This window comes from Streptomyces sp. NBC_00654 (assembly GCF_026341775.1).
In the GTDB taxonomy this organism is placed as follows: domain Bacteria; phylum Actinomycetota; class Actinomycetes; order Streptomycetales; family Streptomycetaceae; genus Streptomyces.
Map to the genome: position 1 here is coordinate 1118989 of NZ_JAPEOB010000003.1, position 26338 is coordinate 1145326.

General features: G+C 67.8%; 20 protein-coding genes and 3 rRNA genes. 16 read left to right on the top strand and 7 right to left on the bottom strand.

Going from position 1 to position 26338, the window contains the following annotated elements; translation table 11 throughout:
* Nucleotides 1–138 precede the first annotated feature (138 nt).
* On the bottom strand, nucleotides 139–609 hold the full coding sequence (locus OHA98_RS37520; protein WP_266932350.1) for an ATP-binding protein: 471 nt from the start codon (nucleotides 607–609) through the stop codon (nucleotides 139–141).
* 221 nt (nucleotides 610–830) lie between these two features.
* On the opposite strand from OHA98_RS37520, the gene OHA98_RS37525 reads away from it, so the two are divergent.
* The 11 genes from OHA98_RS37525 to OHA98_RS37575 all read left to right on the top strand — a co-directional run bounded on the left by OHA98_RS37525 (nucleotide 831) and on the right by OHA98_RS37575 (nucleotide 11878).
* Complete coding sequence (locus tag OHA98_RS37525) at nucleotides 831–1682, top strand: helix-turn-helix transcriptional regulator (protein ID WP_266932352.1); 852 nt, start codon at nucleotides 831–833, stop codon at nucleotides 1680–1682.
* A gap of 11 nt (nucleotides 1683–1693) precedes the next feature.
* Nucleotides 1694–1882, top strand: a complete 189-nt coding sequence (locus OHA98_RS37530; RefSeq protein ID WP_266932354.1) for a DUF397 domain-containing protein — start codon at nucleotides 1694–1696, stop codon at nucleotides 1880–1882.
* Complete coding sequence (locus OHA98_RS42820) at nucleotides 1875–2240, top strand: DUF397 domain-containing protein (RefSeq protein ID WP_323179702.1); 366 nt, start codon at nucleotides 1875–1877, stop codon at nucleotides 2238–2240. The genes OHA98_RS37530 and OHA98_RS42820 overlap by 8 nt, the downstream gene beginning before the upstream one ends.
* A 73-nt stretch (nucleotides 2241–2313) precedes the next feature.
* The gene (locus tag OHA98_RS37540) at nucleotides 2314–3249 is read left to right on the top strand and encodes an aldo/keto reductase (protein WP_266932356.1); all 936 of its coding nucleotides are present in this window, start codon (nucleotides 2314–2316) and stop codon (nucleotides 3247–3249) included.
* An 89-nt stretch (nucleotides 3250–3338) separates the two neighbouring features.
* The gene (locus OHA98_RS37545) at nucleotides 3339–3968 is read left to right on the top strand and encodes a DUF402 domain-containing protein (RefSeq protein WP_266932358.1); all 630 of its coding nucleotides are present in this window, start codon (nucleotides 3339–3341) and stop codon (nucleotides 3966–3968) included.
* A 364-nt stretch (nucleotides 3969–4332) separates the two neighbouring features.
* A complete protein-coding gene (locus tag OHA98_RS37550; RefSeq protein WP_015610155.1) occupies nucleotides 4333–4641 on the top strand; it encodes a hypothetical protein in 309 nt (102 codons plus the stop codon).
* Between the two features lie 208 nt (nucleotides 4642–4849).
* Nucleotides 4850–5728 (top strand): hypothetical protein, encoded by an 879-nt coding sequence (locus OHA98_RS37555; protein WP_266932360.1) that lies wholly within the window; start codon nucleotides 4850–4852, stop codon nucleotides 5726–5728.
* On the top strand, nucleotides 5718–7085 hold the full coding sequence (locus tag OHA98_RS37560; RefSeq protein ID WP_266932362.1) for a hypothetical protein: 1368 nt from the start codon (nucleotides 5718–5720) through the stop codon (nucleotides 7083–7085). The genes OHA98_RS37555 and OHA98_RS37560 overlap by 11 nt, the downstream gene beginning before the upstream one ends.
* Entirely contained in the window at nucleotides 7082–8632 is a 1551-nt protein-coding gene (locus OHA98_RS37565; protein WP_266932363.1) for an SCO6880 family protein, read from the top strand. The genes OHA98_RS37560 and OHA98_RS37565 overlap by 4 nt, the downstream gene beginning before the upstream one ends.
* Before the next feature lie 203 nt (nucleotides 8633–8835).
* Nucleotides 8836–10254 carry an ATP-binding protein gene (locus tag OHA98_RS37570; protein ID WP_266932364.1) on the top strand — a complete coding sequence of 473 codons (1419 nt, stop codon included), beginning with the start codon at nucleotides 8836–8838 and terminating at the stop codon, nucleotides 10252–10254.
* A gap of 1 nt (nucleotide 10255) precedes the next feature.
* Nucleotides 10256–11878 (top strand): type IV secretory system conjugative DNA transfer family protein, encoded by a 1623-nt coding sequence (locus tag OHA98_RS37575; protein ID WP_266932366.1) that lies wholly within the window; start codon nucleotides 10256–10258, stop codon nucleotides 11876–11878.
* 17 nt (nucleotides 11879–11895) lie between these two features.
* On the opposite strand, the gene OHA98_RS37580 is transcribed toward OHA98_RS37575, so the two are convergent.
* Nucleotides 11896–12468: a GNAT family N-acetyltransferase gene (locus tag OHA98_RS37580; RefSeq protein ID WP_266932368.1), complete on the bottom strand. Its 573-nt coding sequence runs from the start codon at nucleotides 12466–12468 to the stop codon at nucleotides 11896–11898.
* 165 nt (nucleotides 12469–12633) lie between these two features.
* Here OHA98_RS37580 and OHA98_RS37585 point away from each other — a divergent pair, with 165 nt between their 5' ends.
* From OHA98_RS37585 to OHA98_RS37600, 4 genes are all read left to right on the top strand, one after another.
* Nucleotides 12634–13566: an ATP-binding cassette domain-containing protein gene (locus OHA98_RS37585; protein WP_266932370.1), complete on the top strand. Its 933-nt coding sequence runs from the start codon at nucleotides 12634–12636 to the stop codon at nucleotides 13564–13566.
* Nucleotides 13563–14426, top strand: a complete 864-nt coding sequence (locus tag OHA98_RS37590; RefSeq protein WP_266932372.1) for an ABC transporter permease subunit — start codon at nucleotides 13563–13565, stop codon at nucleotides 14424–14426. Before OHA98_RS37585 ends, OHA98_RS37590 begins: the two co-directional genes overlap by 4 nt.
* A gap of 197 nt (nucleotides 14427–14623) precedes the next feature.
* Nucleotides 14624–15925 carry a sensor histidine kinase gene (locus OHA98_RS37595; protein ID WP_266932608.1) on the top strand — a complete coding sequence of 434 codons (1302 nt, stop codon included), beginning with the start codon at nucleotides 14624–14626 and terminating at the stop codon, nucleotides 15923–15925.
* Nucleotides 15922–16587 carry a response regulator transcription factor gene (locus OHA98_RS37600; RefSeq protein ID WP_266932374.1) on the top strand — a complete coding sequence of 222 codons (666 nt, stop codon included), beginning with the start codon at nucleotides 15922–15924 and terminating at the stop codon, nucleotides 16585–16587. Before OHA98_RS37595 ends, OHA98_RS37600 begins: the two co-directional genes overlap by 4 nt.
* A gap of 115 nt (nucleotides 16588–16702) precedes the next feature.
* Here OHA98_RS37600 and rrf read toward each other — a convergent pair.
* The 4 genes from rrf to OHA98_RS37620 form a co-directional block, all read right to left on the bottom strand.
* A 5S ribosomal RNA gene (rrf, locus tag OHA98_RS37605) occupies nucleotides 16703–16819 on the bottom strand.
* 78 nt (nucleotides 16820–16897) lie between these two features.
* Nucleotides 16898–20023, bottom strand: a 23S ribosomal RNA gene (locus OHA98_RS37610).
* A gap of 307 nt (nucleotides 20024–20330) precedes the next feature.
* A 16S ribosomal RNA gene (locus OHA98_RS37615) occupies nucleotides 20331–21856 on the bottom strand.
* Together the 16S, 23S and 5S rRNA genes form the textbook arrangement of a ribosomal RNA operon.
* 671 nt (nucleotides 21857–22527) lie before the next feature.
* A complete protein-coding gene (locus OHA98_RS37620; protein WP_266932375.1) occupies nucleotides 22528–23085 on the bottom strand; it encodes a MarR family winged helix-turn-helix transcriptional regulator in 558 nt (185 codons plus the stop codon).
* A gap of 133 nt (nucleotides 23086–23218) precedes the next feature.
* Between OHA98_RS37620 and OHA98_RS37625 the strand changes: the two genes are divergently transcribed.
* Nucleotides 23219–24520: an MFS transporter gene (locus tag OHA98_RS37625; RefSeq protein WP_266932610.1), complete on the top strand. Its 1302-nt coding sequence runs from the start codon at nucleotides 23219–23221 to the stop codon at nucleotides 24518–24520.
* On the opposite strand, the gene OHA98_RS37630 is transcribed toward OHA98_RS37625, so the two are convergent.
* Nucleotides 24514–26292, bottom strand: coding sequence for a SpoIIE family protein phosphatase (locus OHA98_RS37630; RefSeq protein WP_266932377.1), 1779 nt, complete (start codon nucleotides 26290–26292; stop codon nucleotides 24514–24516). The two genes, OHA98_RS37625 and OHA98_RS37630, sit on opposite strands and share 7 nt — an antisense overlap.
* Nucleotides 26293–26338 lie beyond the last annotated feature (46 nt).

Here is a 26338-nt window from a genome sequence, read left to right on the forward strand (position 1 = left end):
CGCCGCTCCCCCGCGTGCTGTACGGCACGTGGGGCCTTGCCGCGTCAGGGCCCGGAAGCAACGGGGATGGGTGGCCACTTCACCCGAACGGGCAGTTCTGCCCGAGGACATCGGCCATTCGCCGGTCCGCCGCGGCTGCTACTCCTCCGGGCACGAGAGCTCGTCCTCCTCGCTCTCAGGCTTCCCCGAGCACTCGACCCACAGCAGCTTCCCGCTCTGCTCCGGCAGGCCTCCGCCCATCGGATACGCGCCCCAGCTGTCCGCGCACTGCTGAACCAGGAGCAGACCCCGCCCCCGTTCGGCGAGCGCGGACGGTTCCTCCAGGCAGCCGCTGAACGGGGCGGGGATCTCAGGATTGGTGTCCCAGACACCGACCCGGACCCGGCTCCTTCCTGCCCTGCGCAGTCGGAGTGAGTACGGCCCCGAGGAGTACCTGTACGCATTGGTGACCAGCTCGCCGGTCAGCAGTTCGGCGGTGTCGATGAGGTCGCCCATCCCATGCACGCGCAGCACGGTGCGGAGCGTGGCCCGCGCGATGCTCGGTCCGCGGGGATCCTGCGGGAGTTGGAGGGTGTAGGCCCAGGGCGGCGCTACGGTGGCCATGGCCATGGAAGTCTCCGTTCACGGAGGGATGTTGGTTGAGTGAGCTGCGACGCAGTCGATGCCCAGTGACCTGGCCGCTCCGTCGAGCGGGGTTCTTCCGGGCTGGTGGCCTGAGTCAGAGACTAGACTCCAGCAAGGATTCCTTGCATCGAATGGGCGGAATCCTTGCTTTGAACCACTCGTGTGAGTGACAGCCCAACTCAACAGGCGTCTGGGGAGAGTTCGCGATGGCAGGCAGAGCCGCACCGACAGCTCGGCGCGCACGCCTCGGGGCAGAGCTGCGGAGACTGCGCGAGCGGGCGGGGTTGACCACCACACAGGCCGCCGACCTGCTGGGCACGAGCCCCGGCCAGCTGAGCAATGTGGAGGTGGCCCGGTTCGGAGTGAGCGCCGACCGCGTACGTGTCGCCGCCCGCATCTACTCCTGCTCCGATCAGGCGCTCATCGAGGCGCTGGTCGCCATGACGGGTGACCGTCGGCGCGGCTGGTGGGAGGAGTACCGGGAGATCATGCCGCCCAAGCTGCTGGACCTGGCCGAGATCGAGCATCACGGCACGGCCCTGCACGCGGCACACAGCATCCACATTCCCGGCCTGCTCCAGACCGTCGATCACGCACGGGAGATCTATCGGCAGGCGGTACCCGAGATCTCACCGCCGGAGATCGAGCACCGCGTCTCCTACCGGATCAAGCGTCAGGCTGTGCTCTACCGGACCGGCGCCGTCCCGTACCGGGCCTTCATTCACGAAGCCGCTCTCCGCATGAGATACGGGGGCCGTGCCATCGCGCGCGCTCAGCTCCTGCACCTGCTGAGGACGAGCGAACTCGATCACCTCACCATGCGCGTGATCCCGTTCGCGAACACGTACTACCCGGGGTCCGGCCAGTCCGTGTACTACGTCCAAGGCCTCGTGCCCTCCCTGGACACCGCGCAGCTCGATCAGTCGCACGGCCCGGTGTTCATCGACTCGGAAGCTCAGCTCGCGCAGTACCGGCTGCTGCTCGAACGGCTCGGCGAGACGGCACTCGGCGACGCCGAATCCCGTGACCTCATCCATGGGATCGCCCAGGAACTGTGAAGGGAACACCGATGGCCACGTACCACTGGCAGAAGTCCTCCTACTGCGCCCAGGGTGAGGCCTGCGTCCACATAGCCGCCTCCCGCGGCACCGTCCATCTGACCGAGACCAGCGACCCCGGCGGAGCGATACTCCACGCCACTCCCCCGGCCTGGGCCGCACTCGTCCGCGCCGTCAAGGAGAAGAGGAACGATGTCTGACCGGCCGCTCCCCGACGAGCTCCGCTGGATCCGCGCCGCCCCCGAGGGCGAGCCGGAGGGTCCCGGCCCCTGGATCGAGGTCGCCGAAGGACAGGGGGGCGATCTCATTCACCTCCGGGAGACCAGCGACCCCGCCACGGTGGTCACGACGACCCGGACCAAGTGGGAGGCGTTCGTGAAGGGTGTCCTGGCCGGCGAGTTCGACCACTTCGCCGAGATCGAAGCGGACGGCGACACCGACACCCGCCCCACAGACCCCGAAGACCCCGAAGACCCCGCAGACCCTGCAGACCCCGAAGGCCCCGCAGGCCCCGCAGGCCCCGAAAGCCCCGCAGGCCCCGAAAGCCCCGAAAACTGAGTTCCCCCCGGCTGTCGCAGATGCGGTACGGGCACGGGTCCGGCCGCGCGCCCACTCGTGCCATCATCCGCTGATGTCCTCACAGCAGAACGACTCAACGGCGCCGGCCGGGCCACCACCGGTGGCAGCCGCCGCGTCCGGCACCTGGCAGCTCGGCGACCTGTCGGTCAACCGCATCGGCTACGGCGCGATGCGCCTCACGGAGAACGCCGACGGCACCCCCAGCGACCGCGGCCGGGCCCTCGCCGTACTGCGCCGGGCGGTCGAACTGGGCGTCAACCACATCGACACCGCGGCCTTCTACTTCTCGCCGCTGCGCTCGGCCAACGAGCTGATCAACCGGGCACTGGCCCCCTACCCGGACGACCTCGTCATCACAACCAAGGTCGGTCCCGGACGCGACACATGGGGGGACTGGCACTGGGCCGGTCCGGAGCAGCTGCGGGGACAGGTCGAGGAGAATCTGCGCCAGCTCGGCCGCGACCACCTCGACGTGGTGAATCTGCGCGTCCCCCGTAAGGAGACGACGGGGTCGATCAGCGAACACTTCGGCGCGCTGGCCGAACTGCGCGAGGCCGGGCTCATCCGCCACCTGGGGATCTCCAACGCCCGCCCCGATCATCTCGCCGAGGCCCTGGCCGTCGCGCCGGTGGTCTGCGTCCAGAACGCGTACGCGGTCGGCGCACCGCGCGAGGAGCACGAGTTCCTGGACGCCTGCGGTGTGCGGGGCATCGCCTTCGTCCCCTTCTTCGCCATCGCCGGGGCGGGCCGCGAGGCGGGCGCCGGCGGCACGGGCGACGACGGCCGGGTCCTCGGCATCGCCCGTGCACACGGCGTGACGGCGGCTCAGGTCCGGCTGGCCTGGACGCTGAACCGCGGCCCGCACGTCCTGGCCATCCCCGGCACCGGCAACCCGGACCACCTCGCCGACAACGTGGCCGCGGGCGCGCTCCGGCTCACGGCCGACGAACTGGCCCTGCTCGAAGCCCCGGCCGGGACCGAGGCATGACCGGGGGGGGCACCCAGGGCGCCGACGAGGGACGGACGAAGGGCATATGACGAAGGACATGCACGGGACCCTCGCGGGATGATTCCCCGATGGACGACGACGCCCCGGGCCGGATACTCCGCTGGAACCTCTTCATCGGCGGTCACCTGAGTTCCTCCGTACCCGTACGGCTCGTCGAGCGTACGGAGGCGGGCCGGCTGGTCTGGCTGGAGACCGGCACACCGATGTGGCGCACCGAGCTGCCGGGCGGCGCACACCTCCGCGACATCCCGCCGCAGGACCGACCGGCCGGCGGATACGCGGTGCGGGCGGACCGGTGGCCCATGGGCAGCGCACTCATCCTCCAGCCGGCCGGGGCCGGTCACGCGGTGTTCTGGTTCTTCGGCCGACGGCACAGGTTCCGCGGCTGGTACGTGAACCTGGAGCACCGCGTGCGCCGCGGCGAGGACATCGACGTGGTCGACCAGGAACTCGACATCACCGTGGCTCCCGACCGGACCTGGCGCTGGAAGGACGAGCGGTCGTTCGCCGAGAAGACCGGGCATCCCGCCTACTGGTCGGCCGGGGAAGCCGTGGCCATCCGCTCCGAGGGTGAGCGGGTGGCGCGGCTGGCGGAGTCCGGAGCTTTTCCGTTCGACGGCACCTGGTGCGATTTTCGGCCACCTCGGCGCTGGAGAACACCGCCGCTCCCGCCGCGCCCCGGCAGGACCGTGCTGTGATTCCCCCACAACCGTGAACCCCCCGCAACCTGTGGATCCCTCGCGAAGCCGACCGGCGCACCGACGGCTCTCGAACGGCGCATACGAACACCCCGTGCCCCGCCAACGCTGCGACCGTATCGGGAACCCACCGCCATCGTCGTTGTCCGTGGTCACCTCGCGTGGTACACAGAGTGACTATGCACAAGCGCGTGAAAACGGACATGAGCCGCAGGTCAGGGTGGCTGTCCCGGTCAAACGTGCGAGATCCGGGTAAAGAGACCCGGGAAGGCGTCGTGCGGACGCGGTTTCATCAGCGAAGATAGAAGGTGACCCGGGCGGTTCGGCGCGGGCATCGAACTACCCAACAGGGGCGGTGACTTACATGATCCTGGCAGCTGAAAAGGGCGACATCACCACCATCATCGGCGGAATCGCCCCGAACTGGGGGCCGTTCGGGACGCTGGGCAACGAGGCGCGCATCATGATCGAGGTGGTGATGGCGATCGCCATCCTGCTCTGCCTCGGCATCGCGATCTGGGGCGCGGCGAAGCAGCGCATCGGGGCGACGGCGCTGCGCGACACGTTCAGCGCGGAACAGGGCAAGGGCCTGATCGTGGCGGGCCTGACCGGAGTGTTCATCATCGGTTCGCTGGGCACCTTGTTCACCATTGTGTACGGCATGGCTGTCTGACCGCCCGTCGGACGGCCCTGCCTCCGCTCTTCCGCACCCGTCCCCCACCCGGGCCGTCCCAGCCCACCCCCCACCATCCGCCCGTCGTGCCCACCGGCTGAGGTTGCGTCTCCCTGATGTCGAGTCACCACACCGCGCCCAAGCGGCAACCAGCACAGCTACCGTCGTCCTGCGCGGATCCGCACACGACCGAGGGAGCGTACGCGGCATGAGTCCCGGCGACGACCACGACTACCGCGGCAAGGACCAGGGCGGCCGCACGGACGACCCGTACAGCACCCTCGGCGGAACCCGGCAGACCCGTACGCGCCTCCCCGACAGTGACACCGGCGCCCCGCACCCCCGCCGGCCCGCCCGCAACTCCCGCTCCCTGGTCACCGTCGTCGGCATCGTCGTCCTCCTCATCGCGGCCATCGCCTTCGCGAACCGGGGCGGCGGCAACGACGACGAGGCCACCGGCGACAGCAAGAAGCCGGGCACCAAGGGCGCCACCTCCACCGCCGCCACGGGCACCAAGCCCGTATCGGGCACCGACAGCGCGGCCGGAACGATCGCCTCGGGCTTCGCGCATGACGAGCAGGGGGCGCAGAGCGCGGCGGCGAACTACGCGGTGGCGCTGGGATCGGCGGAGATGTTCGACACCGAGGCGCGTCGCGGCATCATCGAAGCCACACACGTCCCCGCGGTCGTCGGCGCTCTGCAGGCCGAACTGGACCGGGCCTACTCCCCGGACTTCTACAGGAACGTCGGGCTGAACGCCGACGGCAGTACCCCCGCGGGGCTGGCGTTCGTCTCCCGGACCGTACCGGTGGGGACCAAGGTGGTCGCGCGCAGCGGCGACACGGCCACCGTCGAGGTGTGGTGCACGGGCCTGGTCGGCATGGCCGGCCAAGGCTCCACCAAGCCCGTCACCGAGACGTGGGTCACCATCTCCCAGAAGCTCAAGTGGGTCGGGGGCGACTGGAAGATCGAGTCGTCGTCCCAGGCAGAGGGTCCGACGCCGGTCAACAGCGGCGACCGGGCATCGACCGCCGACGAGATCGCCGGAGCGGTCGAAGGATATGGAGGGTTCACCTATGCCCGATAGCCGTCGCTTCCGTGCACTGTCACTCACCACGGTCCTGGGCAGCCTTCCTGCCACGGTCATCCTGCTGGCCTCGCGGGCATCCGCTGCCCCGTCGCCCACACCTACACCGACGCCGACCCCCAGCCCGTCGCCGAGCAAGAGCGACAACCCGTGCGACCTCATCGTCGGCCTCGCCAAGGACTACTGCGAGGACGGGGAGAAGGCCAGCACCGGGGGCTCCCGCTCCCTCTCCCCCACCACGGACTCCCTGGACCCCCTCTCCTCCCTGGCCAAGGGCTGCGCCGACGCCGCCGCGTGGATCGTCGGCAAGCTCAGCGAGGCCGTGAAGAGCACCGCGAACGTCGACTTCACCAACCCCAAGTTCCTCCAGCAGTACGCCGTCATCTTCGCGGCCTCCACCATCCTCACCCTCGTACTGTGGCTGCTCGCCGTCGCCAAGCGCGCCATCCGCGGCGTTCCGCTGACCACCGCGATCTCCGAGGCCGTCGGCTTCCTCTGGCTGACCGTCCTCGCCTCCGCGTTCACACCGCTGATCCTCTACACGATCGTCTCCGCCACCGACGGCGTCACCGAGGTCATCGCCACCTCCACCGGCGGTCAGACCGATGTCTTCTTCGGGTCGTTCGCCGAGGCCCTCAAGAAGGGCACCGACATCGGCGGCGGGCCGATCATGCTGATCGTCGTCTCGCTCGTGTCGATCCTCGCCGCCGGCGTCCTGTGGCTGGAGCTCGTCATCCGGGCCGCCCTGCTCTACGTGGGCGCGCTGCTCGGCATCGTCGTGTACTCCGGCCTCGTCGACAAGAACATGTGGGGCCACGTCCGGCGCTGGGCAGGCATCATGATCGCGGTGATCATGGTCAAGCCGGTCATCGTCATCGTGCTCGGCCTGGCCGGGGCGCTCTCCGAGGACGACGGCCCGGACGCCTTCTCCGCCGTCGTCTCCGGCCTCGCGATCATCCTGCTGGCGATCTTCGCCTCCGCCATGATCTACCGCTTCGTGCCCGGCTTCGGCGACGAGATCCAGGGCGCCCGCACCAACCGGAAGCAGGCCACCGACGGCGCCCAGGCCGCCGCCCTGATCAGCTCCCCGGCCGCCCTCGTCTCCCAGGGAATCAAGACCCACAGCGGCCGCAACGACCAGAACAGCGGCGGCGGTGGAGGCGGCGCCCGCCCCTCCAACCCCGTCAGCGGCGGTGTCGCCGCGCACAGCTCCCGCAGCACCGGCGGAGGCGGCGGCTCCGCGCCCTCGCCCCGCAGCGGATCCGGCCCCACCTCCGGCACCCCCCACAGCAGCCGCTCCTCCCGGGGCGGTTCAGGCAGCACAGGTAACACGAGCACAGGAGGTGGAGGGCGTTGACGACCCAGTCCCACACGATCACGCCCCGCCGTACGTATCTCATCGGCCGCGCCCGGCCGAACGCGATCGTCGGCAAGAACCGCGAGACCGGCGAGATCGCCCTGATCATCGCCGGTGCGTTCCTCGGCATGATGAGCGGGCTGATCGTCCCCGTCCTGTCCCTGCGGATCGTGCTGCTCATGGGCTTCCCCATGCTCGCCCTGGCCGTCGTGTACGTCCCGTACAAGCAACGCACGTTCTACAAGTGGTTCGAGATCAACCGCAGCTTCAAGCGGTCCCTGCGCCGCGGCACCGCGTACCGCTCCTCCGCCATGGAAGCGGGCGTCAGCGCCGACGGCCGTGAGGTCGAGATCGGCCCGCCGCCCGGCATCGGCCGGATCAGCTGGCTCGCGGCCCCCTTCGGCCCCGACGAGATCGCCGTACTCCTGCACGCCGACCGCCGCACGGTCACCGCGGCCATCGAGATCGAGGGGCCCGGCGTCGGCCTCCGCGACAGCGAGGACCAGGAAGCCCTGGTCGACCGGTTCGGCACCCTGCTCAAGCACGTGGCCAACGGTGACGGCTTCGTGACCCGCCTCCAGATGCTGGCCCGCACGCTGCCCGCCGACCCCGACGCGCACGCCAAGGACGTGGCCCAGCGCGGCGACAAGACCGCCCCCGGCTGGCTCCAGGAGTCCTACGACCAGCTCCAGTCCATGGTCTCCACCTCCAGCGAGCAGCACCGCGCCTATCTCGTCGCCTGTATGCACTACAGCCGAGAACTGGCCGCCGAGGGCCACGCCATCGCCCGCGCCGCCCGTCCCCAGGGCGGCCGCAGGCTCGACCGCGACGCCGGTCTCGCCGTCGTCATGGCCCGCGAGCTCACCGACATCTGCGCCCGCCTCGCCGAGGCCGACATCCGGGTACGCCAGCCGCTCGGCCAGAGCCGGCTGGCCTCGCTCGTCCACTCGATGTACGACCCCGACCACCCCATCGACCACATCCAGGCGATGACGAAGCGCAACGCCTGGCCCGCCGAGCTGGACGCGGTCGAGCCGACGTTCCTCCAGGCCAAGACCCGTGAGTCCTCGACCCGCGCGCCCTGGTGCCACGCCACGGCCTGGGTGAAGGAGTGGCCGATGACCCCGGTCGGCGTCAACTTCCTCGCCCCGCTCCTCGTGCACACTCCCGACGTCATCCGTACGGTCGCGGTCTGCATGGACCTCGAACCCACCGAGGTCGCCATCGAGCGCATGCTGACGGAGAAGACGAACGACGAGGCCGAGGCCAGCCGTCAGGCCAAGATGAACCGCACCGTCGACCCCCGGGACATCGCCGCCCACGGGCGGCTCGACCAGCGGGGTGAAGATCTGGCAAGCGGCGCGGCCGGGGTGAACCTGGTGGGGTACATCACGGTGTCGTCGCGATCGCCCGAATCCCTCGCCCGGGACAAGCGGACGATCCGGGCTTCGGCCGGCAAGTCCTATCTGAAGCTGGAGTGGTGCGACCGTGAACACCACCGGGCCTTCGTGAACACCCTGCCGTTCGCGACAGGCATCCGCCGCTGACCGGCGGCCCCGCCGACCCACCTCCAGACCCTCAGCGCACAAAACCCCAGCGCACAGAGCCCAGAGCCCAGAAACCCAGCCCGTAGAACCCCAGCGCACAGAGCCCAGAGCCCCAACCCCGAGCACCACCGACACCACTCCCACCCCACCGCCACCCACCGACTCCACCGAGACCGGAACCCGAGAGAGAGGGCAGTCACGCCATGCGAGACCCGTTGTCCGCATTGTCGGATGCCTTCACCGCCTTCCTCTTCGGGAAGGTGGAGACGACTCGGCTGCCCGTCCGTACGTCGACGGGCCAGGCCCAGGCCGTCTACCTGCCCACCGCCGCCCCCGGCCTCGGTGACTCCGGCGTGATCATCGGGCGCGAGGTGTACTCCGGCAAGGGCTACATCTACGACCCCTTCCAGCTGTACGGGCAACAGCTCCCCGCCCCGCACTGGCTGGTCCTCGGCGAGTCCGGCAACGGCAAGTCCGCGCTGGAGAAGACCTACGTCCTGCGCCAGCTCCGCTTCCGCGACCGCCAGGTCGTCGTCCTGGACGCCCAGGGCGAGGACGGCGTCGGCGAGTGGAACCTCATCGCCCAGGAGCTGGGGATAACTCCCATCCGCCTGGACCCGACCGCGGCGCTGAACGGCGGCATCAGGCTCAACCCGCTCGACCCGTCGATCACCACCACCGGCCAGCTCGCCCTGCTCCGCACGATCATCGAAGTCGCGATGGGCCATGGGCTCGACGAGCGCTCCGGCTTCGCGCTCAAGGTCGCGCACGCCTATGTGAACGAGACCATCGCCGACCGCCAGCCGGTCCTGATGGACATCGTGGAACAGCTGCGCCACCCCGAGCCCGAATCGGCCGAGGCGATGAACGTCGACATAGACGACGTACGGGCCTGGGGACTGGACGTCGCACTCGTCCTGGACCGGCTGGTCGACGGTGACCTGCGTGGCATGTTCGACGGCCCCACGAGCTTCGGGATCGACCTGGACGCCCCGCTGATCGTGTTCGACCTCTCGCACATCGACCGCAACTCGATCGCCATGCCGATCCTGATGGCGATCGTGGGGGTCTGGCTGGAACACACGTGGATCAGGCCCGACCGGAAGAAACGCATCTTCCTGGTGGAGGAGGCCTGGCACATCATCAACTCGCCGTTCGTCGCCCAGCTCTTCCAGCGCCTGCTGAAGTTCGGCCGGCGGCTCGGCCTGTCGTTCGTCGCCGTCGTCCACCACCTCAGCGACGTGGTGGACGGTGCGGCGGCGAAGGAGGCGGCGGCGATCCTGAAGATGGCCTCGACCCGGACGATCTACGCCCAGAAGGCCGACGAGGCGAGAGCGACCGGACGGGTCATCGGCCTCCCCCGGTGGGCGGTCGAGATCATTCCCACGCTGACACCGGGCATCGCCGTCTGGGACGTCAACGGCAACGTCCAGGTGGTCAAACACCTGATCACCGAAGCGGAACGCCCCCTGGTCTTCACCGACCGCGCGATGACCGAGGGCTCCGACACCGACCTGCTGCCCGAGGACGTACGAGCCGCGGAGCTGGAGGCGGAGCAACGCGCGGCCCGGATCGAGAACCAGCAACGGCTGAACGAGTCGTCCGAGTCAACGGTGGCATGACATGGCACGCCAGGCAGCGCACGGTTCGGGACGTGGGCGCGAGGACGAACGAAGCGGCGGCGGCATCCCGGACGGCCTGCTGATCGGCCTCCTGGGCTTCTTCGTCGCGCTGACCCTGCTGGCCTGGACGTCCACGGGCCTGGCCGGACTCCTCGCACACGGCGCCTGGCCGGACGGGGTGGAATTCACCCGGACCCCGCAGGCCCTGCGCGAACTGATCGCGGCACCGAACGACCTGCCGGGCGCCTGGCCGCACACGCCACCGGCCCAGCTCTCCGGGTACGGGCTCTTCTGGGGCCTGTTGATCGGTCAGTTGATGGTGCTGCTGGTGCTGACGGTATTCGTACTGGGGGTGGTGGCCCGCGGCCGCGCGGTACGGCAGCGGCGCCGCGAGGAGCGGATGGGCCTGGTGCACGACACCCCGGCCCCGTCGTCCGTACGCGGCCGAGGAGGGCCGGAGGGCAAGGAAGCCCCGGCCGCCCCCGTACACACCGAACACACCCCCGCGGAACCCGTCACCACCCCGTCCGCCACCGCCTTCACCCCGAGCGCATCGGCGAACACCCCGACCGCGGCGACCGAAAGCGCCCCCACGGCTCCCACGACCCCCACGCCCCCCGCAGCGCCCATGCCCCACCCGCCGCTCGCGCAGCCCACGCCTCCCACCGTCCTCCCCTCCCCCCGCGCTCCCTTCCTGCTCTACGCCCCCGCCGCCACCCGCCGCCCCGCCGTCGTCCAGGCCATCCGCGACGCCGACGGCCCCGTGCTCGTCGTCACCTCCGACCCCACCGTCTGGGCCGAGACGAAGGACGCCCGCGGCAAACTCGGCCCCGTACACGTCTACGACCCCGGCCACCTCTGCGACACCCCGTCCCGCCTGCACTGGTCGCCCACCACCGGCTGCGAGCAGCCCGAAGTGGCCGCCACCCGCGCCGCCGCGCTCCTCGCGCCGGTCAGGCCGCAGGCCCGGATCGACGCGGCGACGGCCGACACGGCACAAACGTTGCTGCAGTGCTGGCTGCACGCCGCCGCGGTGGACGGCCGCCCCTTCCGCCAGGTGCACCGCTGGGCACTCGGCGGAAGCGCCCACGAACCGGTGCGCCTGCTCCGTACGCACCCCAAGGCCGCCTCCGGACTCGCCGGGCTGCTGGAGTCCGCCTTCACCGCCTACCCGGAACGCCGCGAGGTGGCCCAGGAGTTGACCGTACGGGCCCTTTCGGCCCTGTCCTCGGTCCACATCCGCGAGGCGTGCACGGCAAACCGAGCGGATTCACTCGCGCTGGAATCATTCGGGGCCGAAGGGGGAACGCTCTATGCGGTGGGCGAACCCATCGAGGATCCCCGCCACCGGCCGGGCGCGATGCCTTTCCTCACCGCGCTCACCTCATACGTGGTCGAGCACGGCCGCCGCATGGCCGCACGGTCATCCGACGGTCGGCTCGACCCACCAATGACGCTCGTCCTCGACGACGTCGCGGCCGTGGCTCCCCTTCCCCAGCTCCCGGAGCTGCTGGCGACCGGTCAGGACCAGGGCATGCCCACCTTGGTCCTGCTCCGCTCACAGGAACAGGGCCGCGCCCGCTGGCGGCAGCACCTCGAACTGCCCGCCACCGGCCGCGGATAGCGGAGGAACACACCCCGCTACCGCCCGAGGACGTACTCCAGCTCCAGATCGGGCTCCTGATCCGGCTCCCGGTCACTCGCACCACCGGGCATGGGGACGGTCTGCCCGGATGGTACGAAACCGAACCGGCGGTAGAAGGCGGCGGCCCGCGGGTTGTTCTCGTGCACATACAGCCGCACCCTCTCCAGCCACGGCTCGGACAGCGACCAGGCCCAGTCGACCGCCGCCCGGAACAGCGCGTCGGTCACACCCGTACCACGCGCCTCGGGCCGCACGAACACACCGACCAGATGCCCCTGGTTCACCTCGGGGGCGTCCCCGAAGCGCGCCTCGCCCTCCGGCCGCTCGACGAGCACCGTCACGGTCCCCACCCACGCGCCGTCGGGCGCCTCGGCCACGAACTGCGTCACGTTCACACCCGCGGCGGCGTCGGCCGTCCTGCCCTGCCAGAACTCGTCCGGCTTCCCGAGGGCGCTCTCGTACGTCTCCAGAAACGCGAGGGGCGCCATGGGGTCCTGGAGGGCAGCCAGGCGGAGTTCCCTGGCCAGCGGCCATTCCTCGGCCAGCACGGGGCGTATCACGTAGTCCATGGGCCGATCCTGGACTCCCGCACACCGTCCGGGCAAACCCGTTTCGCCGCCGCGCCGACGTCGTACCCCGCGCCGCCCTCGCGTCGTACCCCGGTACTACACGCGCGCCGGCATCCCGCCCCCGGTCGGACGACCACCGCCCGCCCGCTCCGTAGCGTCGACGGCATGATCAAGGCGTACGAACTCACCAAGCGGTACGGGGACAAGGCCGTCGTCGAGGGCCTCGACTTCACCGTCCACCCCGGTACCGTCACCGGCTTCCTCGGCCCCAACGGCGCTGGCAAATCGACCACGATGCGCATGCTGCTCGGCCTGGACGCGCCGACCCGGGGCCGGTCCACGATCGGCGGGCGGGCCTACGCCACCCACGCCGCACCCCTCACCGAGGTCGGCGCCCTGCTGGAGGCCCGGTCCGTCCACCCCGGGCGGTCCGCCTTCAACCACCTGATGGCACTGGCACACACCCACGGCATCCCGCGCGGCCGCGTCGAGCACGTGCTCGACCTGGCAGGCCTCACCGAGGTCGCACACAAGCGGATCAAGGGCTACTCGCTCGGCATGGGCCAGCGGCTGGGCATCGCCGCCGCCCTGCTCGGCGACCCCGCCACCGTCATCCTGGACGAGCCGGTGAACGGTCTGGACCCCGAAGGCGTCCTCTGGATCCGCACGCTGCTCAAGTCCCTCGCCGCACAGGGCCGTACGGTCCTGATCTCCTCGCATCTGATGAGCGAGACGGCCCTCACCGCCGACCACCTCATCGTCATCGGCAGGGGCCGCCTCCTCGCCGACACCACCGTCGCCGACCTGATCCGCACAGCGGGCGGAGCCCACGTCAAGGTCGTCACCCCACAGGCAGCCGCGCTGCGCGCACTCCTCACCGCGCCCGGCACGAGGATCACCGCACGGCCGGACGCCCCCGAGGAACTGGAGATCCGCGGCGCGGACGCGGCACACATCGGCCGCGTCGCCGCCGCCCACGGAATCGCGCTCCACGAACTCACGCCGGGGAGCGCGTCCCTGGAACAGGCGTTCATGGACCTCACCCAGGAATCGGTCGAGTACCGAGCCGCCACTCCCGCGACCGGAGCCGCAGCATGACGACCACCGACACCGCCGGCCCCGTCCCCACCGGCCCTGTACCCACCGGCCCCGGCACCACCACGCCCGTCCCCACCACCCCCGCCGGACGCCTCCCGTACCGCATCACCCCGGCCCGTGTCCTGCGCTCCGAGTGGCACAAGCTCTGGTCCCTGCGCTCCACCTGGGTCACCGTCGTCTCGGCGTCCGCCCTGGTCCTCGGTATCGGCCTGATCATGGGCGGCACCTACACATCCGGTGGCGGTGACTCCGATGTCGACACGGTCATCCTGACCCTCTACGGCACCCTGCTCGGGCAGCTCTGCATCGCGGTCCTGGGCATCCTGGTCACCGCGGGCGAGTACTCCACCGGCATGATCCGCGCCTCGCTCACCGCCGTACCGAGCAGGCTCCCCGTCCTGTGGGCGAAGGCCGCGGTGTTCGCCGCCTCAGCGTTCTCGGTCATGTTCGTGACCGCGCTGATCACCTTCTCCGCCGCACAGCTCTTCCTCCACGACACCGACCAAGCCGCCTCCCTCAGCGATCCGGGCGTGCTGCGAGCGGTGGCGGGCAACTCCGCCGGCATCACGCTGCTCAGCCTCATCGCGCTCGGTCTCGGCGCACTGTTCCGCTCCGTACCCGGCGCGATCGGCGCCTTCATCGGCGGAGTCATGATCGTCCCGGAGATCCTGGGCATGATCCCGTACGAGACCGTCGAGAGCGCCATCAGGTACTTCCCCACCCAGGCCGCCGGGGCACTCGGCTCCGCCACCCCGCTCCCGGACGCCGCCTCCCCGGGAACGGCACTGTTCGCCCTGTGCCTGTGGGCAGCGGCCGTACTGGGCATCGCCGCTCTCCTGCTGCGGCGCCGGGACGCCTGACAACGGACACCCGGCACCACGACGAGGGCTGCCGCGCAACGAACACAAACACGGTCACGGACACGGACACGGACGAGGACACGGACGAGGATGGCCCGGTGACGGACAACGAGGCACGCACAGAACCGGACGGCGGTACGCGGCACAGGCCGGCCACCAAAGCCCTGCGGCGCCCGGAGCGGCAGGTGGACGGGGAGGTGGACGGGGAGGTGGACGGGCGCGATCAGGACCGCTTCACGGGTACCACCCCGCTGACCCGGTACATCCAGGGCCGACTGCACCGCCTGCGCGCCTTCGACCGGCGCCGGCCCGCCGTCTGGGACGTCCTGGTGACCGCGTTCTGGGTCCTGGTCGCGGTGATCGACTTCACCTCGGGCGGCTGGCGCACGGTGGCCCGAGACGTGGAGGCGCCCGAACCGCTGGTCCTGCTGATGACCCTGTGCTTCTCGGTGCCGCTGCTGTGGCGGCGCAGGCATCCGGTGGCCGTACTCGTCCTGATGGCACCGGTGTCACTGGTCAACATCTGGACCGGCGCCGTCGTCCAGGCCGCCTTCCTCCAGCTGATCCCCGCGTTCCAGATCGCGCTGCGTCTGCCGCTCAGGACCCTTGCCGGGGCCGGCCTGCTGATGTGTGCCCCGGCCGTGGCCGGGGCGGCGCGCATCCCGGAGGTGTGGAACCAGCAACTGGTCTCCTACCTCTGGGGCTTCGCCTTCGTCGCCCTGCTCGGCATCGCGGTCCGCACCCGCAAGGACTACACCGAGGCCCTCGTCGAGCGGGCCCACCGGCTGGAACACGAACGCGACCAGCAGGCCCGCCTCGCGGCGGCCGCCGAACGCACCCGCATCGCACGCGAGATGCACGACATCATCGGCCACAACCTCTCCGTCATCACGGGGCTGGCGGACGGCGGGGCCTATGCGGCGGCGAAGTCTCCCGAGCGCGCGGCCCAGGCCCTGGAGGCCATCGGCACCACCAGCAGGCAGGCCCTCGCCGAACTCCGCCGCCTGCTCGGCATCCTGCGCGAGGACCATCCCGAAGTCGACCGCGCGCCCCAGCCGACGCTCAACGACCTGGAACCTCTGATCGCCGCCGTCCGTGCCGCCGGCCTGCCCGTACACCTGGACATCCACGGAACACCGCGCGCCCAATCCCTCACCCCGGGCCGCGAACTGACGGTCTACCGCGTGGTGCAGGAGGCTCTCACCAACACGCTCAAGCACGCCGCCGCCCACCCCGGACTGTCGGCGGCGGTCACCCTCGCCTACAGCCGTACGGACCTGGAAACGCGGATCACGGACACCGGCCTGCCTGCCGCGGTCACCGGGCGGCCCACGCCCGCCGCCCCGGCGCCGCCGTCCCGAATCCCGCACCAGGGCCAGGGCATCGCGGGTATGCGGGAGCGCGCCGCGCTCTACGAAGGCACAATCGACGCGGGCCCGCTGCCGGACGGCGGCTGGCAGGTACGACTTCGCCTTCCCCTGGAGGACGCTTCCCCGTGACGACCGTACTCATCGCGGACGACCAGCCGTTGCAGCGCTTCGGTTTCCGGATGCTGCTGGAGAGCCAGGACGACATGACGGTCGTCGGCGAAGCCTCCAACGGCACCGAGGCGCTCCATCTGATCGCCCAGCACCACCCGGATGTCGCCCTGATGGACATCCGTATGCCGGGCCTCGACGGCATCGAGACCACCCGCCGCGTCATCAGGTCGGGTACCCCCACCCGCGTCCTCATCGTGACGACCTTCGACCTGGACGAGTACGCGTACGACGGCCTCCGTGCCGGAGCGAGCGGCTTCCTCGTCAAGGACGCCCTCCCGGAGGAGCTGCTCTCCGGCATACGCGCGGTCGCCGTCGGCGACGCGGTGGTCGCCCCGAGCCTCACCCGTCGGCTGCTGGACACCTACGTACAGCATCTCCCGGCATCACCCGGCGACCCCACGGCGACCGACCGCCGGATCGCCTCCCTCACCGACCGGGAAAGGGAAATCCTCACGGTTATCGGCCAGGGCTGGTCCAATACGGAGATCGCGGCCCGCCTCCATCTCGCCGAATCAACGGTGAAGACCCATGTCACCCGCATTCTCGCCAAAACAGGAGCCCGGGACCGCGTCCAGGCCGTCATCCTCGCGTACGACACCCGCCTGGTCACCCCGGCATAGAGGGCAGTGCGGCCACGGGTACGGATTGCGAGTACGGATACGGGTGGTGGAACGTCCTGGTGGTGAACGCAGAAAAGCCCCGTACCTTGCGGTACGGGGCTTTCCCGGAAAAATTGTTCGGCGGCGTCCTACTCTCCCACAGGGTCCCCCCTGCAGTACCATCGGCGCTGAAAGGCTTAGCTTCCGGGTTCGGAATGTAACCGGGCGTTTCCCTAACGCAATGACCACCGAAACACTATGAAATTAACCAACACCGGAACACACACGGCCGTTCGTTATTTCAGAACTAACACAGTGGACGCGAGCAACTGAGGACAAGCCCTCGGCCTATTAGTACCAGTCAGCTCCACCCGTTACCGGGCTTCCACATCTGGCCTATCAACCCAGTCGTCTACTGGGAGCCTTAACCCTTCAAGAGGGTGGGAATACTCATCTCGAAGCAGGCTTCCCGCTTAGATGCTTTCAGCGGTTATCCTTTCCGAACGTAGCCAACCAGCCATGCCCTTGGCAGGACAACTGGCACACCAGAGGTTCGTCCGTCCCGGTCCTCTCGTACTAGGGACAGCCCTTCTCAATATTCCTACGCGCACAGCGGATAGGGACCGAACTGTCTCACGACGTTCTAAACCCAGCTCGCGTACCGCTTTAATGGGCGAACAGCCCAACCCTTGGGACCGACTCCAGCCCCAGGATGCGACGAGCCGACATCGAGGTGCCAAACCATCCCGTCGATATGGACTCTTGGGGAAGATCAGCCTGTTATCCCCGGGGTACCTTTTATCCGTTGAGCGACAGCGCTTCCACAAGCCACTGCCGGATCACTAGTCCCGACTTTCGTCCCTGCTCGACCCGTCGGTCTCACAGTCAAGCTCCCTTGTGCACTTACACTCAACACCTGATTGCCAACCAGGCTGAGGGAACCTTTGGGCGCCTCCGTTACTCTTTAGGAGGCAACCGCCCCAGTTAAACTACCCATCAGACACTGTCCCTGATCCGGATCACGGACCCAGGTTAGACATCCAGCACGACCAGAGTGGTATTTCAACGACGACTCCACAACCACTGGCGTGGCCGCTTCAAAGTCTCCCACCTATCCTACACAAGCCGAACCGAACACCAATATCAAACTATAGTAAAGGTCCCGGGGTCTTTCCGTCCTGCTGCGCGAAACGAGCATCTTTACTCGTAGTGCAATTTCACCGGGCCTATGGTTGAGACAGTCGAGAAGTCGTTACGCCATTCGTGCAGGTCGGAACTTACCCGACAAGGAATTTCGCTACCTTAGGATGGTTATAGTTACCACCGCCGTTTACTGGCGCTTAAGTTCTCAGCTTCGCACACCCGAAAGTGCACTAACCGGTCCCCTTAACGTTCCAGCACCGGGCAGGCGTCAGTCCGTATACATCGCCTTACGGCTTCGCACGGACCTGTGTTTTTAGTAAACAGTCGCTTCTCGCTGGTCTCTGCGGCCACCCCCAGCTCACCGAGTAAATCGGATCACCAGTGATGGCCCCCCTTCTCCCGAAGTTACGGGGGCATTTTGCCGAGTTCCTTAACCATAGTTCACCCGAACGCCTCGGTATTCTCTACCTGACCACCTGAGTCGGTTTAGGGTACGGGCCGCCATGAAACTCGCTAGAGGCTTTTCTCGACAGCATAGGATCATCCACTTCACCACAATCGGCTCGGCATCAGGTCTCACCCTTATATGTGTGACGGATTTGCCTACCACACGGGCTACACCCTTACCCCGGGACAACCACCGCCCGGGCTGGACTACCTTCCTGCGTCACCCCATCGCTTACCTACTACAAGTCTGGTTCATCGGCTCCACCACTACCCTCAACTCCGAAGAGATCGGGCCGGCTTCACGGACTTAGCATCGCCTGATTCAGTACTGGGCGTTTCAAAGCGGGTACCGGAATATCAACCGGTTGTCCATCGACTACGCCTGTCGGCCTCGCCTTAGGTCCCGACTTACCCTGGGCAGATCAGCTTGACCCAGGAACCCTTAGTCAATCGGCGCACACGTTTCTCACGTGTGTATCGCTACTCATGCCTGCATTCTCACTCGTGAACCGTCCACAACTCGCTTCCGCGGCTGCTTCACCCGGCACACGACGCTCCCCTACCCATCCGTACTCCCGTTGGGGATATATGTACGAATGACACGACTTCGGCGGTACGCTTGAGCCCCGCTACATTGTCGGCGCGGAATCACTTGACCAGTGAGCTATTACGCACTCTTTCAAGGGTGGCTGCTTCTAAGCCAACCTCCTGGTTGTCTCTGCGACTCCACATCCTTTCCCACTTAGCGTACGCTTAGGGGCCTTAGTCGATGCTCTGGGCTGTTTCCCTCTCGACCATGGAGCTTATCCCCCACAGTCTCACTGCCGTGCTCTCACTTACCGGCATTCGGAGTTTGGCTAAGGTCAGTAACCCGGTAGGGCCCATCGCCTATCCAGTGCTCTACCTCCGGCAAGAAACACACGACGCTGCACCTAAATGCATTTCGGGGAGAACCAGCTATCACGGAGTTTGATTGGCCTTTCACCCCTAACCACAGGTCATCCCCCAGGTTTTCAACCCTGGTGGGTTCGGTCCTCCACGAAGTCTTACCTCCGCTTCAACCTGCCCATGGCTAGATCACTCCGCTTCGGGTCTTGAGCGCGCTACTAAATCGCCCTATTCGGACTCGCTTTCGCTACGGCTTCCCCACACGGGTTAACCTCGCAACACACCGCAAACTCGCAGGCTCATTCTTCAAAAGGCACGCAGTCACGACTGCATGTGCAAGCACATACAGCGACGCTCCCACGGCTTGTAGGCACACGGTTTCAGGTACTATTTCACTCCGCTCCCGCGGTACTTTTCACCATTCCCTCACGGTACTATCCGCTATCGGTCACCAGGGAATATTTAGGCTTAGCGGGTGGTCCCGCCAGATTCACACGGGATTTCTCGGGCCCCGTGCTACTTGGGTGTCTCTTAAACGAGCCGTTGATGTTTCAGCTACGGGGGTCTTACCCTCTACGCCGGACCTTTCGCATGTCCTTCGCCTACATCAACGGTTTCTGACTCGTCTCACAGCCGGCAGACCGTGAAAAAGAGATCCCACAACCCCGCATGCGCAACCCCTGCCGGGTATCACACGCATACGGTTTGGCCTCATCCAGTTTCGCTCGCCACTACTCCCGGAATCACGGTTGTTTTCTCTTCCTGAGGGTACTGAGATGTTTCACTTCCCCTCGTTCCCTCCACACTGCCTATGTGTTCAGCAGCGGGTGACAGCCCATGACGACTGCCGGGTTTCCCCATTCGGAAACCCCCGGATCAAAGCTTGGTTGACAGCTCCCCGGGGACTATCGTGGCCTCCCACGTCCTTCATCGGTTCCTGGTGCCAAGGCATCCACCGTGCGCCCTTAAAAACTTGGCCACAGATGCTCGCGTCCACTGTGCAGTTCTCAAACAACGACCAGCCACCCATCACCCCACCCATACAGGTGAGTGCACTGGGGCCGGCAACCGAAGGACAGACTCAAACGAGTCCGTACCCTCAGATACCCAACAGCGTGCCCGACCCGACCGATCCCTCCCCACGTTCCACGCCGAAGCAGTACTAGTGAAAAACAACCTGTCGTGCCGAGTAGTCAACGTTCCACCCATGAGCAACCAGCACCGAACATTCGCCGGTGTACTGGCCTCTGACCAGACCAAAAGGCCCGGTAAGAAATGCTCCTTAGAAAGGAGGTGATCCAGCCGCACCTTCCGGTACGGCTACCTTGTTACGACTTCGTCCCAATCGCCAGTCCCACCTTCGACAGCTCCCTCCCACAAGGGGTTGGGCCACCGGCTTCGGGTGTTACCGACTTTCGTGACGTGACGGGCGGTGTGTACAAGGCCCGGGAACGTATTCACCGCAGCAATGCTGATCTGCGATTACTAGCAACTCCGACTTCATGGGGTCGAGTTGCAGACCCCAATCCGAACTGAGACCGGCTTTTTGAGATTCGCTCCGCCTCGCGGCATCGCAGCTCATTGTACCGGCCATTGTAGCACGTGTGCAGCCCAAGACATAAGGGGCATGATGACTTGACGTCGTCCCCACCTTCCTCCGAGTTGACCCCGGCAGTCTCCTGTGAGTCCCCATCACCCCGAAGGGCATGCTGGCAACACAGAACAAGGGTTGCGCTCGTTGCGGGACTTAACCCAACATCTCACGACACGAGCTGACGACAGCCATGCACCACCTGTATACCGACCACAAGGGGGGCACCATCTCTGATGCTTTCCGGTATATGTCAAGCCTTGGTAAGGTTCTTCGCGTTGCGTCGAATTAAGCCACATGCTCCGCTGCTTGTGCGGGCCCCCGTCAATTCCTTTGAGTTTTAGCCTTGCGGCCGTACTCCCCAGGCGGGGAACTTAATGCGTTAGCTGCGGCACCGACGACGTGGAATGTCGCCAACACCTAGTTCCCAACGTTTACGGCGTGGACTACCAGGGTATCTAATCCTGTTCGCTCCCCACGCTTTCGCTCCTCAGCGTCAGTAATGGCCCAGAGATCCGCCTTCGCCACCGGTGTTCCTCCTGATATCTGCGCATTTCACCGCTACACCAGGAATTCCGATCTCCCCTACCACACTCTAGCTAGCCCGTATCGAATGCAGACCCGGGGTTAAGCCCCGGGCTTTCACATCCGACGTGACAAGCCGCCTACGAGCTCTTTACGCCCAATAATTCCGGACAACGCTTGCGCCCTACGTATTACCGCGGCTGCTGGCACGTAGTTAGCCGGCGCTTCTTCTGCAGGTACCGTCACTCTCGCTTCTTCCCTGCTGAAAGAGGTTTACAACCCGAAGGCCGTCATCCCTCACGCGGCGTCGCTGCATCAGGCTTTCGCCCATTGTGCAATATTCCCCACTGCTGCCTCCCGTAGGAGTCTGGGCCGTGTCTCAGTCCCAGTGTGGCCGGTCGCCCTCTCAGGCCGGCTACCCGTCGTCGCCTTGGTAGGCCATTACCCCACCAACAAGCTGATAGGCCGCGGGCTCATCCTTCACCGCCGGAGCTTTTAACCCCCGCCCATGCAGGCAGGAATGTTATCCGGTATTAGACCCCGTTTCCAGGGCTTGTCCCAGAGTGAAGGGCAGATTGCCCACGTGTTACTCACCCGTTCGCCACTAATCCACCCCGAAGGGCTTCATCGTTCGACTTGCATGTGTTAAGCACGCCGCCAGCGTTCGTCCTGAGCCAGGATCAAACTCTCCGTGAATGTTTTCCCGTAATCGGGACACACATCACGAGAGCGGAACGACCGGTCGGAATAAGACCAGTCGTTCACAGCGTCCTCGCTGTGTAATTGCCTACCGGAACCGTGAGGCCCGGCAGGACTTTCAAAGGAACCACCAACCTGCCGAAGCAGGCCGGGGTATCAACATATCTGGCGTTGACTTTTGGCACGCTGTTGAGTTCTCAAGGAACGGACGCTTCCTTCGGTCCCGTTTCACCGGGGCCCTCCGGGCGCTTCCCTTCGTTCTTACGTTTCCGACTCTATCAGACTCTTTCGTGTCCGATTCCCGGTCGAAGCGGGTCAAGCTCTTTTCGCTTTCCAGTTCTTCGCTTTCGCGTTTCCCTTTCCGGCGAGTCCGACTCTATCAGATCCTTTCGGGCCTGATTCCCAGTCAGCGGGGTTTGTCTTCCCGGCTGTTGGGCCGTTCCGACGCTCAAACTCTAGCGGATTCTCCCGGCGACTCATAATCGAGCCTCGAAATGAATTCCGGCATGCCGAAATCTTCCCGAGTGGGAGACCGTGCTGAGTTTTGGTTGCCGCGTTCGCGGCGGGATCGGCTGTCGCAGAACCGTTCCGGCCCCGTGACAACTCGAAGAACCTTACGGATCGGGTGGGGTCGTGTCAACCCCGCCCATGCGCACCGCCGGCCGCCCTCAGTCCAGGTCCGTGAGGCGGCCGCCCGCGTCCGGCTGGGCGTGCTCCACGCGGCGCAGGAGGCGGATCAGCATCTCGCCCAGTACTCCGCGCTCGTCGCCGGAGAGGTCCTGGAGGAGGTCCTCCTCGAAGTCGGAGGCCATGCGCATCGCCTCCAGCCACTTCGTACGGCCCTCGTCCGTCAGCTCGACGATGACGCGGACCCGGTTGTTCTCGTCCCTGTCCCTCGTGACCAGGCCCTCGCCCGCCATGCGGTCGATGCGGTGGGTCATGGCCGCCGGGGTGAGTCCCAGGCGCTTCGCGAGTTCGCCGGGGCCCAGGCGGTAGGGCGTGCCGGCCAGGACGAGGGTCTTGAGGACCTCCCACTCCGCGTTGCTGATGCCGAGGGCGGCGACCTGTCGTCCGTACGCGACGTTCATGCGCCGGTTCAGTCGGCCGAGGGCCGAGACGACCTGTTCGACCTGGGGGTCCAGGTCGCCGAACTCGCGCTGGTAGGCGGCGATCTGCTCGTCGAGGCTCGGCTCCTGGGGGCCGGGCTGCTCGGTGGTGTCAGACATGGCGGGCAGTATGGCATGCCCTTCCTCACCATCGAAGTCCTTCGATCTACATTGTTAAGGTTCTAACTTTAGTGCTAAAGTCTTCGAGTCTGATTCCTTCAAGATCTTGAGGTAGGTGAGTGTGACCAGGGAGATGGGCGCAGCGCTGCGGCGGATCCAGGTGGGGAGCGCGCTGAGCGCGTTCGGCCTCGGGTTCACCGTTCCGTATCTGTACGTCTACGTGGCGCAGGTGCGGGATCTGGGTGCCGGTACGGCGGGAGTCGTGCTGGCGGTCTTCGCCATGGCAGCACTGGCCGTACTGCCATTCACCGGGCGGGCCATAGACCGGCGCGGGCCGCTGCCCGTACTGGTCCTCGCCTCCGGTCTGGCGTCCGTGGGCGCCGTGGCGCTGGGCTTCTCCAGCAGTGTGCCCACCGCCGTACTGTCGGCGGCGATCCTCGGTGCGGGTACGGCGGTCATGCAGCCGGCGCTCGCGACCATGCTGGTCTGGTGCTCCAGCACCGCCACCCGTACGCGCGCCTTCGCCACGCAGTTCTTCCTGCAGAACCTGGGCCTCGGCCTCGGCGGGCTCGTCGGCGGGCAGATCGTCGACACGAGCAGGCCCGACAGCTTCACGCTGCTGTTCGGGATCGAGGCCGTGATGTTCGTCGTGCTCGGCGTCGTCGCGGGAACCGTGCGGATGGCCCGTCCCGCTTCCCTCTCCGGCGTCCGGCCGGGTGACGGGACCGCCGCCGCCAAGAGCGGGCTGCGGGCGCTGCTCTCGCACCGGGCGATGGTCCAGCTGTGCGTGCTCGGCTTCGTCCTGTTCTTCGCCTGTTACGGACAGTTCGAGTCCGGGCTCGCGGCGTACGGGACCGAGGCCGCCGGGATCGACCCCTCGACCCTGGGTATCGCGCTGGCCGCCAACACCGCCGTCATCGTCGTGGCGCAGTTCGTCGTGCTGCGGCTGGTGGAGCGCCGGCGGCGCAGCCGGGTGATCGCCTGGGTCGGGCTCATCTGGGCGTTCGCCTGGATCGTGGCGGGCTACGCCGGGCTGGGGCACGGCAGCCAGACCATGGCGACGGCAGCGTTCATCTCGACGTACGCCCTGTTCGGGCTGGGTGAGGCGATGCTGTCGCCGACCGTGGCCCCGCTGGTCGCCGATCTGGCGCCGGAGTCGATGGTCGGGCAGTACAACTCGGCGTTCGCCCTGTGCAAGCAGCTCGCGCTGGCGGTCGGTCCGGCGGTGGGCGGGCCGATGGGGGCGGCCCTGCACGGTCCGTACATCGTGACGTTCGTGCTGTTCTCGCTGGGCATCACCGTGCTGGCACTGCGGCTGGGCCGTCGGCTCACCCCCGTACAGGACCAGCCCTCGCTCGCCGCGGTGCCCTCACGGGTGGTGGCTGTGTCCGTGCCGGAGACCGAGCCCGCCGCGGCGCCCGCCGCCGCTCACTGAGGCAGCGCGAACTCGCACCAGACCGCCTTGCCACCGCCCGGTGTGCGGCGGCTGCCCCACGACGAGGCGATCGTCGCGACGATCGAGATGCCGCGTCCCGCCTCGTCGGCCGGTTCGGCCCGGCGGCGGCGCGGCAGGTGGTCGTCGCCGTCCGTCACCTCGATGATCAGCCGGCGGTCCGTGCGGCGCAGGCCCAGACGCATCGGCGGGGTGCCGTGCTGGAGCGAGTTCGCGACGAGCTCGCTCGCGGCGAGAACGCCCAGGTCGCACAGTTCGACCGGGAAGCGCCAGGACGTCAGGACTCCGGTGGCGAAGGCGCGGGCCCTCGGGGCCGCCTCTATGCCGCCGAGCAGGTCGAGTGCGGCGTTGTGGAACAGCTCCGCGTTCGACCCGGTGCGGGCGGGGTGCTGGACCACCAGGACCGCCACGTCGTCGTCATGCTCCGCGGTCACCCCGAGGGAGCGGATCAGGCGGTCGCAGACCACCTGCGGCGAGCCCTTGGCGCCGGACAGCGCCCGTGCCAGGGCCTCCACTCCTTCATCGATGTCCTCGCTGCGCCGCTCGACCAGACCGTCGGTGTAGAGGACCGCGGTGGAGCCGGGCGGCAGCGGGATCGTGTCCGACGTATGGACCCAGCCGCCGGTGCCGAGCGGCGGTCCGGTGGGGTCGGCCGCCCGGTGGACCGTGCCGTCCTCGTCGCGCACGAGGATCGGGAGGTGGCCCGCCGAGGCGTAGACGAGCCGGCCCTCGTTGGGGTCGTGGACCGCGTAGACGCAGGTCGCGATCTGGCTGGCGTCGATCTCGGCGGCGAGTCCGTCGAGGAGCTGGAGAACCTCGTGGGGCGGGAGGTCCAGGCGCGCGTACGCCCGTACGGCTGTGCGCAGCTGGCCCATGACGGCGGCGGCGCGGACCCCGCGGCCCATCACGTCCCCGATCACCAGAGCGGTGCGGCCGGCGCCCAGGGTGATGACGTCGTACCAGTCGCCGCCGACGGCCGCGTCCGTGCCGCCGGGCTGGTACGTGGCGGCGATCCGCAGGTCGTCGGGCTGCTCCAGCTCCTGCGGGAGCAGGGAGCACTGGAGTGTGACGGCCGTTTCGCGGTGGCGGCGCTCGCTGGTGCGGAGCCGTTCGGCGGCCTCGGCGTGGTCGGTGACATCGGCGGCGTGCACGAGCACGCCTCCCACACCCTTGCCCGCGCCGTCCTTCTCCTTCGTCCTCTCCTTCGTCCTCTCCTTCGCCTTCTTCTCTCCCGCTGCGCCCTCTTCCGCGCTCTCCCCGTCCCGGGCGGCCACCGGGGTGCAGGTCACGGTGTACGAGCCGCCGTCCGCGGTCCTGCGCGACTTGACCGTGCGCGGCGTGCCGCTGCGGAACACCTGGTCCATCAGCGGCAGGACACCGACCTCGGCGAGCTCGGGCATGGCCTCGGCGGCGGGGACTCCACAGGGGCGGGGGCCGAACGCGGCCTCGTAGGCGTCGTTGACGTACACGACGCGGTGGTCGGGGCCGTGGAGGAGGGCGACGGGCGCGGGAAGCCTGCCGAGGATGTCGCGGGCCGACAGATCGTCGAGGGCGAGGGGGAGGGCGGCCCCGGGTGCCGGGGTGCCTTCGGGGGACGGGCCGGAGGGCGGGGCGGACTCGCCGTCGGGCGGGGCGGACCGGCTCTCCGGCTGTGCGTACTCGGCTCGGGCCGCGGGCACGGGACTGCGGTCGTCCCGCGCGGCGGCGCGACGCTGCGTTCCGGGAAGGCGGGCGCTCCAACGCGTGAAGTTCACGGAATTTCTGGCCTCGTGTGTCGGTCTGGTCCGCTCGGGCGGGCTG

Bases quoted from the DNA above. Each gene is read 5' to 3' on its own strand.
- OHA98_RS37520 (WP_266932350.1), bottom strand. From the start codon at position 609: ATGGCCATGGCCACCGTAGCGCCGCCCTGGGCCTACACCCTCCAACTC.
- OHA98_RS37525 (WP_266932352.1), top strand. From the start codon at position 831: ATGGCAGGCAGAGCCGCACCGACAGCTCGGCGCGCACGCCTCGGGGCA.
- OHA98_RS37530 (WP_266932354.1), top strand. From the start codon at position 1,694: ATGGCCACGTACCACTGGCAGAAGTCCTCCTACTGCGCCCAGGGTGAG.
- OHA98_RS42820 (WP_323179702.1), top strand. From the start codon at position 1,875: ATGTCTGACCGGCCGCTCCCCGACGAGCTCCGCTGGATCCGCGCCGCC.
- OHA98_RS37540 (WP_266932356.1), top strand. From the start codon at position 2,314: ATGTCCTCACAGCAGAACGACTCAACGGCGCCGGCCGGGCCACCACCG.
- OHA98_RS37545 (WP_266932358.1), top strand. From the start codon at position 3,339: ATGGACGACGACGCCCCGGGCCGGATACTCCGCTGGAACCTCTTCATC.
- OHA98_RS37550 (WP_015610155.1), top strand. From the start codon at position 4,333: ATGATCCTGGCAGCTGAAAAGGGCGACATCACCACCATCATCGGCGGA.
- OHA98_RS37555 (WP_266932360.1), top strand. From the start codon at position 4,850: ATGAGTCCCGGCGACGACCACGACTACCGCGGCAAGGACCAGGGCGGC.
- OHA98_RS37560 (WP_266932362.1), top strand. From the start codon at position 5,718: ATGCCCGATAGCCGTCGCTTCCGTGCACTGTCACTCACCACGGTCCTG.
- OHA98_RS37570 (WP_266932364.1), top strand. From the start codon at position 8,836: ATGCGAGACCCGTTGTCCGCATTGTCGGATGCCTTCACCGCCTTCCTC.
- OHA98_RS37575 (WP_266932366.1), top strand. From the start codon at position 10,256: ATGGCACGCCAGGCAGCGCACGGTTCGGGACGTGGGCGCGAGGACGAA.
- OHA98_RS37580 (WP_266932368.1), bottom strand. From the start codon at position 12,468: ATGGACTACGTGATACGCCCCGTGCTGGCCGAGGAATGGCCGCTGGCC.
- OHA98_RS37585 (WP_266932370.1), top strand. From the start codon at position 12,634: ATGATCAAGGCGTACGAACTCACCAAGCGGTACGGGGACAAGGCCGTC.
- OHA98_RS37590 (WP_266932372.1), top strand. From the start codon at position 13,563: ATGACGACCACCGACACCGCCGGCCCCGTCCCCACCGGCCCTGTACCC.
- OHA98_RS37620 (WP_266932375.1), bottom strand. From the start codon at position 23,085: ATGTCTGACACCACCGAGCAGCCCGGCCCCCAGGAGCCGAGCCTCGAC.
- OHA98_RS37625 (WP_266932610.1), top strand. From the start codon at position 23,219: ATGGGCGCAGCGCTGCGGCGGATCCAGGTGGGGAGCGCGCTGAGCGCG.